Source organism: Achromobacter sp. UBA5777, from assembly GCF_002418565.1.
Lineage (GTDB): Bacteria > Pseudomonadota > Gammaproteobacteria > Burkholderiales > Burkholderiaceae_B > Achromobacter > Achromobacter animicus.
Genome location: NZ_DIEJ01000216.1, coordinates 1 through 9275 on the forward strand (window position 1 = coordinate 1; position 9275 = coordinate 9275).

At 66.7% G+C, this 9275-nt stretch carries 10 protein-coding genes and 1 pseudogene; 6 read left to right on the plus strand and 5 right to left on the minus strand.

All coding sequences use genetic code 11. From position 1 onward, the window contains the following. The coding region (locus B3446_RS17830) for a site-specific recombinase (protein ID WP_291383823.1) at positions 1–2049 on the minus strand (2049 nt) is incomplete at its 3' end. A gap of 16 nt (positions 2050–2065) precedes the next feature. Then, positions 2066–3757 (minus strand): MFS transporter, encoded by a 1692-nt coding sequence (locus B3446_RS17835; protein ID WP_291383824.1) that lies wholly within the window; start codon positions 3755–3757, stop codon positions 2066–2068. A 255-nt stretch (positions 3758–4012) separates the two neighbouring features. Here B3446_RS17835 and B3446_RS17840 point away from each other — a divergent pair, with 255 nt between their 5' ends. Then, positions 4013–4444, plus strand: a complete 432-nt coding sequence (locus B3446_RS17840; protein ID WP_191576421.1) for a DUF2809 domain-containing protein — start codon at positions 4013–4015, stop codon at positions 4442–4444. A 135-nt stretch (positions 4445–4579) separates the two neighbouring features. On the opposite strand, the gene B3446_RS17845 is transcribed toward B3446_RS17840, so the two are convergent. After that, positions 4580–4795, minus strand: a complete 216-nt coding sequence (locus B3446_RS17845) for a hypothetical protein (RefSeq protein WP_291383825.1) — start codon at positions 4793–4795, stop codon at positions 4580–4582. A 226-nt stretch (positions 4796–5021) separates the two neighbouring features. On the opposite strand from B3446_RS17845, the gene B3446_RS17850 reads away from it, so the two are divergent. From B3446_RS17850 to B3446_RS17865, 4 genes are all read left to right on the plus strand, one after another. Continuing rightward, positions 5022–5753 carry a TenA family transcriptional regulator gene (locus B3446_RS17850; protein ID WP_056319353.1) on the plus strand — a complete coding sequence of 244 codons (732 nt, stop codon included), beginning with the start codon at positions 5022–5024 and terminating at the stop codon, positions 5751–5753. 71 nt (positions 5754–5824) lie between these two features. Continuing rightward, on the plus strand, positions 5825–6124 hold the full coding sequence (locus B3446_RS17855; protein ID WP_191576423.1) for a 2Fe-2S iron-sulfur cluster-binding protein: 300 nt from the start codon (positions 5825–5827) through the stop codon (positions 6122–6124). Continuing rightward, the gene (locus B3446_RS17860; protein ID WP_191576424.1) at positions 6121–6456 is read left to right on the plus strand and encodes a ferredoxin; all 336 of its coding nucleotides are present in this window, start codon (positions 6121–6123) and stop codon (positions 6454–6456) included. Before B3446_RS17855 ends, B3446_RS17860 begins: the two co-directional genes overlap by 4 nt. A 4-nt stretch (positions 6457–6460) precedes the next feature. Further along, positions 6461–6805: a 2Fe-2S iron-sulfur cluster-binding protein gene (locus tag B3446_RS17865; protein WP_191576425.1), complete on the plus strand. Its 345-nt coding sequence runs from the start codon at positions 6461–6463 to the stop codon at positions 6803–6805. A 135-nt stretch (positions 6806–6940) separates the two neighbouring features. Here the strand turns inward: B3446_RS17865 and B3446_RS17870 are convergent, their stop codons facing one another. Together B3446_RS17870 and B3446_RS17875 are read right to left on the minus strand one after the other, a co-directional pair. Further along, positions 6941–7663 (minus strand): GntR family transcriptional regulator, encoded by a 723-nt coding sequence (locus B3446_RS17870; protein WP_105237069.1) that lies wholly within the window; start codon positions 7661–7663, stop codon positions 6941–6943. Positions 7664–7742: 79 nt separating this feature from the next. Beyond that, positions 7743–8486 carry a sulfite exporter TauE/SafE family protein gene (locus tag B3446_RS17875; protein ID WP_191576426.1) on the minus strand — a complete coding sequence of 248 codons (744 nt, stop codon included), beginning with the start codon at positions 8484–8486 and terminating at the stop codon, positions 7743–7745. A gap of 230 nt (positions 8487–8716) precedes the next feature. Between B3446_RS17875 and B3446_RS17880 the strand changes: the two are divergent. Next, a pseudogene (locus B3446_RS17880) lies at positions 8717–9275 on the plus strand (hypothetical protein); the annotation flags it as partial.

Below are 9275 nucleotides of genomic sequence, written 5' to 3' on the forward strand. Positions count from 1 at the left end.
GGAAGGCACCCGGCCCCCGGGCGCCGCGGGGGCGGGCGGGCGCACCCCGGCGGTCAGCGACACGCGATCGTCGCGGCGCATGTCGCGCGACGCCAGCGCCACGTTGAAGGCCAGCGCAAAACTGACGATGACGTTGAGCGCGCCCGTCGCCATCGTGCCCGCCACGGCCAGCCAGAACACCTCCGTATACACGAGCTCCCAGCCCAGCGTCGCAATCGCGGCCGCGATCTGGCCGGCGCTGAGCGACACGTGGCGGACCTCCAGGGTCGATCCCAGCGCGCTGACAAGGGCCGGCAGCAGGCCCAGCATCAGTCCCAGCGAGACGTTGGCGGCGATCTGCGAAACGTTGCGCCGCCAGAAGCCCGCCCACCGAACGGCGCCGCGCGCGCCGAGCAGGTAGCGGGTGCGCCGGCCGTACGCCATCACGTCGTGCACGCGATGCAGCGCGAACCAGTTGTCGGCCCAGCCGGCGATCAGGCTGGACACCCAGATCAACGCGCCGGTCACTGCGGCATACAGCGGCGTCGGTCCCCAGAATGACAACGATTGCAGCGTGTCTTGCGCCTTGTCGGCATCGATTAAAGGCTGTTCCAAAAACCGCATGGCCAACCACTGAATCGCCCAGGCCAGCGGAAACACCACGGCCAGGTTGCCCGCAATCGCGGCGGCGTTCGAACGCAGCATCGCCAGCGTGTCGTCGACGAACGCCTCGCGTCCTTCGGGCGAGTAGGCCGCGTCCAGCCGGCGGGCCAGCGCCGGTCCCGTCATGGCCGGCTGCTTGGTGGCAAGTGTGAAATGCGCGAACTGGATCACGAGAAAACTGCCGGCGTAGTTCAGCGCGTTCAGCAGGCCTTCCACCCATTTGTCCAGGTGGGCAGACGTGATGATGAACTTGACGTACACCGTGAACGCCACCACGAAGCCGCCGCCCATGGACGCCTTCAGCATGTCCATGTATTCGAGCGTGTCGCGGGCGATGTAGTGTTCGCCGGTCTCGGCGCTGCGGTCCATCACGCGGCGCGCCAACTGAAAGAGCGACGACGCCGCCAGATGCCGGATGCTGCTGCGGGCCAGTGTGCACCGGATCAGCTCGGCCATCAGGTGCGCGTACCGGTGGCGTTGCGTGGGGTCGATCCACACGCCCAGCAGCAGCTCGATGCGCGCCAGGCGCAGCTTCATGCACTCGATCTGGTAGACCACGTCGACCGCGACGCCATTGCGCTTGAGCTCTTCGTAGACGGCGTCCCCGGCCGCGCGGCAGTCGTCCAGCAAGGCGCGCAGCACGTTCAGGCGCTGGCCCACCACCTCGCGCGGCGTGTCCGGCGTGCTGTCGAAGAGTTCTGCCGCGGTGCCCTCCAGCGCGAAGAACGGCGATTCTTCGACGCGGCCCGGCACACGGGAGCGGATATCCTGGCTGAGTCCGACGGCGCGCACCTGGCTGACGAGCACCTGCATGCTGCTGATCAGCGCCTGGTCCAGCCGCCGGGCAAGCGCGTCGGGCGTGGGGGCTGACCACGCATCGGTTTCTTTTGCCGGGTCGTCCTCTTTCAGACGCAGCAGCGCGCGCACGCGCGCCAGCGTCTCGTCGTCCAGCGACGCGATCCATTGCGCGTCACCGGCGCGGCGAAACAGCAGCGTGAAGAGCCCCGACATATCGCCCTGATTGACGGTCGGCGGCAACATCCACGCCACGATGCGGCGCCAGAACTCGCCCCAGAAGCCGGGACGAGACGCCACGCCGGTATCGCACAGGAGGGCGGTGGGGTCGTTGTCCGCCAGCACCGAGCGCAGCGTGGCCGCCGTGCGGGCCGCAACGGCGGGATTGCGTTCCAGCACCTGCAGCAGGTAGCGCAGGCGGGCGTGGCGCGGGTCGCGCCCCTCTTCGTGTGCCGGCTCGCCGTCCGGACGGTTCAGCCAGCGGCCAAGGTCGACCAGCCACAGATTCCGTTCGGCCAGCGGGGCTTGAGGGTCGGCATTGGACAGGATGACGTCAAGCTGCGACCCGCCACGCCGCCAGGTCCGCCAGTTGCGCCATAGAGAGGTAAGCATGGTCGGGCCTCGCGCGTCATCGGGAATCGGGGGCGCGGCGCAGCGAGAAACCCTGCGCCTCGTTCATGGCCAGGTAGCTGACGTTGCGCGACACCACCGGCGGCTTGTCGCCCGCGTGCAAGGCGCGCACCTCGTCCAGCACCATCTTGTCGGCCAGCGTCATGCGGTCGATCATCCGCAGGTACTGCATCCAGCTTTCCACCAGAAAGACCTCGCGCCAGACGCCCTCGCGCTCCAGGTCGCGGAACAGCTGCCACTGCTGCGCGCCATTGCGCAGCCGCAAGAGGCGAAGCGGCCGGGCGGCGTGGATCAGCGCGGCAAGGTTGTCCGGGTTGACCAGGTATTCGACGGCAACCAGCACCGCGCCGCGCTGCGTGTTGAAGCCGGCGGCGGCCATGGCCGGTTCGGTGTCGTCGGCGCGCGTCAGCGACCGCGCGTCCACCTGTTCCGGCAGACGAGAGCGATACAGCAGCGCCACGGTCACGCCCAGCACGATGCCGGCTGCCGACAGCGCGCCGGCCACGCCCATCGTGCCCGCGAAGTGGCCCCACATGAACGAGCCCGCCGCCAGGCCGCCGAAGATCGCGGTCTGATACAGCGCCAGCGCGCGCGCCTTCACCCAGTCCGGGACCAACAGCTGGACGGTTGTGTTGTAGGTGGCCAGCACGCCGATCCAGCAGCCGCCCGACAGCAGCAGCGCCGGAAACGCGACCCACAGCGTATCGGTGAGGCCCAGCGCCAGCAGACAGGCGGCCAGGAGCGCTGCGGCCACGCTGATCAGACCGCCGGATCCCCACGCCGCGCGCGCCCGGCGCACCAGCACGCTGCCCAGGATGGCGCCCACGCCCAGCGCGCCAAGCATGTAGCCGTACAACAGCGCGCTGCCGCTTTCGTGCTCGTGCGCCAAGAGCGGCAACAGCGCCCATAGCGCGCTGGCCGACAGGCCGAAGGCGAACGAGCGCAGCATCACCACGCGCGTCACCGTCGAATGCTGCGTGTAGCGCAGCGCGGCGACCACGCCTTCAAAGAGGCCTTCGGGCGGCAGGCGGCGCACGGGCAGGTCGCGCTTCCAGCGCCAGATCGCCCAGATCAGCCCGGCGTAGCAGAAACAGTTCAGCAGAAAGACCCAGGACGTGCCCAACGCGCCCAGCAGCAGGCCGCCGATGGCCGGCCCCACCGCCCGCGCCACGTTGAAGTTGACGCTGTTCAGCAGCACGGCGCTGCCGACGTGCTCGCGCGGCACCTGTTCGCCCACGGCAGCCTGCCACGCGGGCGTGACGATCGCGCTGCCGATGGCGATGCAGAACACGGATGCAATCAGCGTGATGGGGTGCAACAGCCCGGCGAAGGCGAGGATGGTGATGAAGACGCCGCCCGCCAGCTCCAGCAGCATGCCTGCAAGCATGACGCGGCGCCGGTCGTGGTTGTCGGCCAGCACCCCGGTCAGGATCGACAGGGCGACCAGCGGAAACGCCGCCGCCACCTGGATCATCGCGACCATCAGCGGACTGCTCTGCTCCGTGGTGATGACCCACGCGGCGGCCACCGATTGCGCCCAGGTGCCCAGGTTGGCAAACAGGTTGGCGATCCAGATGACGCGAAAGGCGGGGAAGGCGAGAGGGGAGAGCGTGCTGACCTGCAGGACAGGCGCGGGCGCGGCCGGAGGGGCCGCCGGCAGATCGGTCGAAGCCGAAACGGGCTGCAGCATGGGAACGTGGCCGGACGCGAGGATCGCGCCCGTTCTGGGCTGGGTCGGGGTCGCTCAATGGTACGCCCAAGGCAGGCGGCCGAGGAGGGCGGCCCGCGCTTTTCCGGTAACCTGCGCGCTGGCCTTGTTACCGGCCGGGGCGCGGGCGTTGCGACGCTGCTTGTGCGGATTCTTGCGTGGATCCGGGCAGCGGTGCAGAGCCGCCGCGAACGCAGCCGCGCCCTCCCTGTTTCACTATTTACGTTTGCTGATTCAATGACTTTGACTTTCAACGGGCGCGCGTTCGCCGCCCTGCTTGCCGTGACCGCCGTGCTGGCGCTGATTGCCACTCTGGGCGCGCCTTACCCCTTCCTGCGTGGATTCGTGGGGGATGTGGTGGCGGTGGGCTGGGCTTATCTGCTGTACCGCAGCTTTGTTCGAGCGGGCGTGCTGCCGCTGGCCCTGGCGGCGCTGTTCACGGGGTATGCGGTCGAACTGGGCCAATACCTGGCGCGGCACTTTGGTTGGCGCATCGAGCAGCCGGTGCTGCGCGTGGTGTTCGGCAGCGTGCCGGATTGGTGGGACGTGCTGGCCTACACCGTAGGCTTTGCGATTGTGCTGGTGCTTGCCGGCGGCAACGCCCGGCGTCAGCGGAACGCGGCGCAGCAGAACGCCCGGATGCAGGTCAGTCTGCGCGCACGGCGCTGACGGGCCAACAGCGGGACCAATAGCGGGACCAACAGCGCGGGCGCCGCGCTCGTCCGGGAAGGCGCCCGGGCGGTCAGGCAGGAGTGTCTCACCCCGGCCTTTTCAAGCCAGGACGTTCAGTCCCAGGCTTTTCCTTCAGCCAGCTTGGCAGACCGTGTCGTCGCGTTGCGCGCGTGCTGCGGGTGCGGCTGCGCGTAGCGGTTGCAGACGCGCGTTGCGGAACGGGGCCAGCAATTCGGCCCAGGATGACGGGAACAGCGGCGTGGCGTGGCGCACGGCGTCGCGGCGAGCGTAGTGAGTGAGCAGTTGTTGACCGATCGGGGCGTCGCCCAGCGGGTGGCGGTTGTTCATGGTATTTCCGTATTGCGTTGAAATTGTATTCATTGTACGCCTGCGGCGCACTTCGGTCCAATCCCCCTCGTGTACGGTAAGTGCTTGATCTGATTGAAGCTGTCCCTCTTTAAGCCTAGAACCTCGGGATTGCCCTAGCGGTCCAAAACAGTAGACGGTATACAATGTTCATCATGCCCGGGCTGACACAGGCCTGGAATTACTCCCACTGGACCTGGAGCGAGTCATGGCAGAACTGATGAACCGAGATGAATTCCGCACGGCGCTGGAAAACGCGATCAAGGGCAAGAGCGCAAACGCGTCGCCCTTTTCGATCGCCTGGGCCGAAGGCAAGCTGAGCCGCGAGCATCTGTCGCGCTGGGCCGAAAACCACTATCACTATGTCGGCCCCTTCGCCGACTACCTGGGCTACCTGTACGCCCGCACGCCGGACACCTACACCGAGGCCAAGGATTTCCTGCTGGCCAATATGTACGAAGAGGAAATCGGCGGCGACCGCCACACCGACCTGCTGATCCGCTTTGCCGAAGCCTGCGGCACCACCCGCGAACGGGTCACCAATCCGGACAACATGTCGCCTACGACGCGCGCGCTGCAAAGCTGGTGTTATGCCGTGGCCATGCGCGAGGATCCGATCGTCGCAGTGGCCGGGCTGGTGGTGGGCCTGGAATCGCAGGTGCCCTCCATCTACCGCAAGCAGACGCCGACCCTGCGCGAGAAGTACGGCTTCACCGACGAGGAAGTGGAGTTCTTCGACCTGCACATCGTGTCCGACGAGATCCACGGCGAACGCGGCTACCAGATCGTGCTGGAGCACGCCAACACGGTAGACCTGCAGCAGCGCTGCCTGAAGATCTGCGAAATCGGCGCGCAGATGCGGCTGCTGTACACCACGGCGCTCTATACCGACTACGTGCAGGACGAGATCAAGCTGCCCGAACTGGGCCTTGCCGCCTGATCGCGCGTACCCGCCCGGCCGCCCTGCCCGGCCGGGTGGTGGCCGCACCGCAGAACCTGGACGAAGACCTCATGCCTACCGTTGTGTTTCATAAAGGCGGCCAGACCTACACCGACGTGGTGAAGGACAACACCAACCTGGTGGTGCGGGCCGGCATCAAGCAGTTTCCGTTTCCGCATCTGCGCTACGAATGCGGCATGGGCAAGTGCGCCAAGTGCGCGTGCCGCATCATCGCCGGGGCAGAGCATCTGCCGCCGGTGAACTGGAAGGAAAAGAAGCAGCTGGGCGAGCGCGTCGAGCAGGGCTACCGGCTGGCATGCCAGCTCTGGCTGAACAGCGACATCGAGCTGTCGCAGGACGTGGAGGCATGATGGCGCAGGATTCGACCTATGTGATCCTGACCTCCAAGCCCGGCATCTTCCGCACCGAGGCGGGCGAGGGGGCGGACATCATCGAGACCTATGACTACACGTTCTACGGGCGCGCGCTGGCGGTGTTCAGCATCGCCCGCCTGGAGCGCGAGATCAAGCTGGTGGTCACCGAGGAAACGCCGCCCTACGTGGTCAACCACGTGCCGTCCAAGTTTCTGGAGAAGTTCTCGTCGGTGGACGCGGCCCGCAAGGAGCTGGCGCACCTGACGCGTTTTGGCAGCATGGCGTCGACGCTGACGCTGCGGTCCGGCGCGCGCGCCGCGGAGCACTGAATATATGGTCCAGATCACGTTCCTATCCAACGGCGGCCTGGTCGCCACCGCGCCGGAAAACAGCAACCTGTTGCGCGTATCGCTCAAGGAAAAGGGCGGCATCCCGTTCAAGTGCGGGGGCGGCCTGTGCGGCACCTGCAAGTGCCGGATCGAAGAGGGGCTGGAAAACACCGACGCCATCAAGCCGAAGGAGCGCAAGCACCTGCGGCCGGAAGACTTCGAGGCCGGCTACCGCATGGCCTGCCAGACGTTTGTGAATGGCGACGTGAAGGTGTCGTGGGTGGTGCAGAACGGCAAGGGGATCGTGGTCGGCGCGGCGCCGGGCGCGGTGGAGACGGCCACGACCTGATGCCCGTCTCCGGATACGGGTTGCCGGATGTTTGATGGCTGATGCCCGACGCCCGAGGCCCGATGACTCGGTGGCAAAAGCCGATGCGGGTGCGGCGGGTCGAACCGCCGCTGGCCACTGCGCGGCTGCCGGCGCTCAGGCCACCGACGCCTGCTGCGGCGGCTGTTGCGCCTCGGTGTAGGCCTTGGCCGCGTTATGCACGTGCTGGCTGGCCAGCAGTGCCGCCAGATCGCCGTTGCCCGCGATGACGGCGTTCAGGATCTGCGAATGCTCGTCCCAGTTCTGCTTGGCGCGGCGCATGTTGCTGGGCGCGAACAGCAGGGCGGTGCGATCGCGCAGCGAGCGCATCAGGTCGGTCAGCACCACGTTGCCGCCGATCGTGGCCAGCATTTCATGGAACTGCGAATTGAGCGCCAGGAACTTGTCCAGCTTCTCATCGCGCGCGGCTTCCGTGCCTTCACGCAGAAAAGCCTGCAGGCGCTCCACCGTCTTTTCGTCGCGGCGCTGCGCCGCCAGCTTGGCGTTCAGGCCTTCCAGCGTGGCGCGCACTTCCACCATGTCGTAGGCCACGGCATCCGACAGCACCGACACGGACGCCCCGCGGCGCGGCTCGATGGTGACCAGGCCTTCGGCCGCCAGCGCGCGCAACGCCTCGCGCACCGGGATGCGGGATACACCCATTTCTTCGGACAGGCGCCCTTCCACCAGGCGGTCGCCCGGCGTGAATTCGCCGCTCAGGATGCGTTCGCGCAGCTTGTCGCGGATGACGGCAAACAACTGCGGGTGCTGCTCGCCGATCTTCAGCGGGGACGAATGCTGCGTCTCGACGGCTTGCGGGCTGACGGGGGAGGTTGTCATGGCGAGCAGGTTTGGCGTAATGGATATAGTCGGCATTGTATTACCGGGTGTAGCCGGCCGTCGCTGGCGGTTTGCCGCATCAGTGCACCCAGAATGACTTCACCAGCACGCCCACCGCGCCCATGGCGCAGGCCACGAGCAGCACGCCGCGCACCGCGCGGGGAGGCAGCAGGGTGCGCAACCGGCTGGAGACGGCGAATCCGGCCAGCAGAAACGGCGCCAGACTGAGCGCCAGCCCGGCGTGGTAACCCGTATAGCGCTTGGCCAGCGCCAGCATGGCGAGCGAAAAAATGGATCCCAGAAAGAGCACCATGCCCAGCGTGGCGCGCAGCCGCGGCGGCGCGGCGTGCTGCAGCACGATGGCGATGGGCGGGGCGCCCACCGACGTCATCGTGCCCATGATCCCGGAGGCCACGCCCGCGCCGGACACCCGTCCCGGCGTGGCCGAGAACTTCAGCCCTGCCACGCTGAGCGCAACGGCGGCCAGGATCATGCAGGCAAAGAGCACGCCCAGCGCTTGCGGCGCAAAGCGCGCCATGGCGTAGATCGCGATCAGGGTGCCGACGGCGCGCCCGGCCAGGGCGTAGGAGACGGCGGGCCAATCGATCGCGGCGCGCTCGCGCAGGGCGGTCAAGAGCGAGATGAAGCCGCCCAGGGTCAGGAGCGGGCCCGGCGCCAATTGCGGGAAGAACATGGCCGCGACCGGCGCGGCAAACATCGCAAACCCCACACCGCCCACGCCTTGCGCGACGGCCGCGCCGAAGACAACAGCCGCCATGGCCGCGTAGTGCCACAGATCGGGGAATTCCAGGGAAGACAACATGCCTGAGGACTTTGCAATTTATGTATACGATAGTCTATCGATGAATCTGGATGCTGATCGAAAATTCCTCTAAAACTCGGGTAAACCCTTGTTTTTCAGCTAAAAATCAGCCCGAAACCGGCACTATCGGTTTCCCTAGGCGGCGCATATTTCGATTGGTATGGCTTAGAACGAAATATAGTATACCGAGTGTGGCGACCCAACAGCCACGCATACAAGGGGAATAGCGCATGCAATCCGACGTCGTGCTCACTGCCGCTCATTGGATTTACCTGATCAGTGTGGCCGCCATCATCCTGACGATGATCCTGCGCGCCAATGTCGTGGTGCCTTCCGTCATCGGTACGTTCCTGGTCGTGCTGGCGATCACGGGCAATCCGATCAGCGGACTGATCGGCATCTTTTCGGCCAGCTTCGTCGCCGCCAAAGAGCTCTTCAACATCTTTCTCGTCATCACGTTCATGACGGCGCTTCTCAATTCCCTGAAGACGCTGCAGGCCGACGTGCGCATGGTCCAGCCATTTCGCCGGGTCATGCGGGGCGGGCATTCGTCGTTCGTGATCATCGCCCTCTGTACTTATGTGATCTCGCTGTTCTTCTGGCCCACGCCCGCCGTGCCGCTGGTGTCCGCCATCCTGTTGCCGGCCGCCATCGCGGCCGGGCTGCCGCCGCTGGCCGGCGCCATGGCCATCGCGATCGCGGGGCAGGGCATGGCGCTGTCGTCGGATTACGTGATCGGTGTGGCGCCGAGCATCAGCGCCAAGGCGGCGGGGGCGGCCGTCAGCGCCG

Excerpts from the sequence above, each read along its gene's own strand:
- B3446_RS17835 (WP_291383824.1), bottom strand. The coding sequence starts at position 3,757 with ATGCTGCAGCCCGTTTCGGCTTCGACCGATCTGCCGGCGGCCCCTCCG.
- B3446_RS17840 (WP_191576421.1), top strand. The coding sequence starts at position 4,013 with ATGACTTTGACTTTCAACGGGCGCGCGTTCGCCGCCCTGCTTGCCGTG.
- B3446_RS17845 (WP_291383825.1), bottom strand. The coding sequence starts at position 4,795 with ATGAACAACCGCCACCCGCTGGGCGACGCCCCGATCGGTCAACAACTG.
- B3446_RS17850 (WP_056319353.1), top strand. The coding sequence starts at position 5,022 with ATGGCAGAACTGATGAACCGAGATGAATTCCGCACGGCGCTGGAAAAC.
- B3446_RS17855 (WP_191576423.1), top strand. The coding sequence starts at position 5,825 with ATGCCTACCGTTGTGTTTCATAAAGGCGGCCAGACCTACACCGACGTG.
- B3446_RS17860 (WP_191576424.1), top strand. The coding sequence starts at position 6,121 with ATGATGGCGCAGGATTCGACCTATGTGATCCTGACCTCCAAGCCCGGC.
- B3446_RS17865 (WP_191576425.1), top strand. The coding sequence starts at position 6,461 with ATGGTCCAGATCACGTTCCTATCCAACGGCGGCCTGGTCGCCACCGCG.
- B3446_RS17870 (WP_105237069.1), bottom strand. The coding sequence starts at position 7,663 with ATGACAACCTCCCCCGTCAGCCCGCAAGCCGTCGAGACGCAGCATTCG.
- B3446_RS17875 (WP_191576426.1), bottom strand. The coding sequence starts at position 8,486 with ATGTTGTCTTCCCTGGAATTCCCCGATCTGTGGCACTACGCGGCCATG.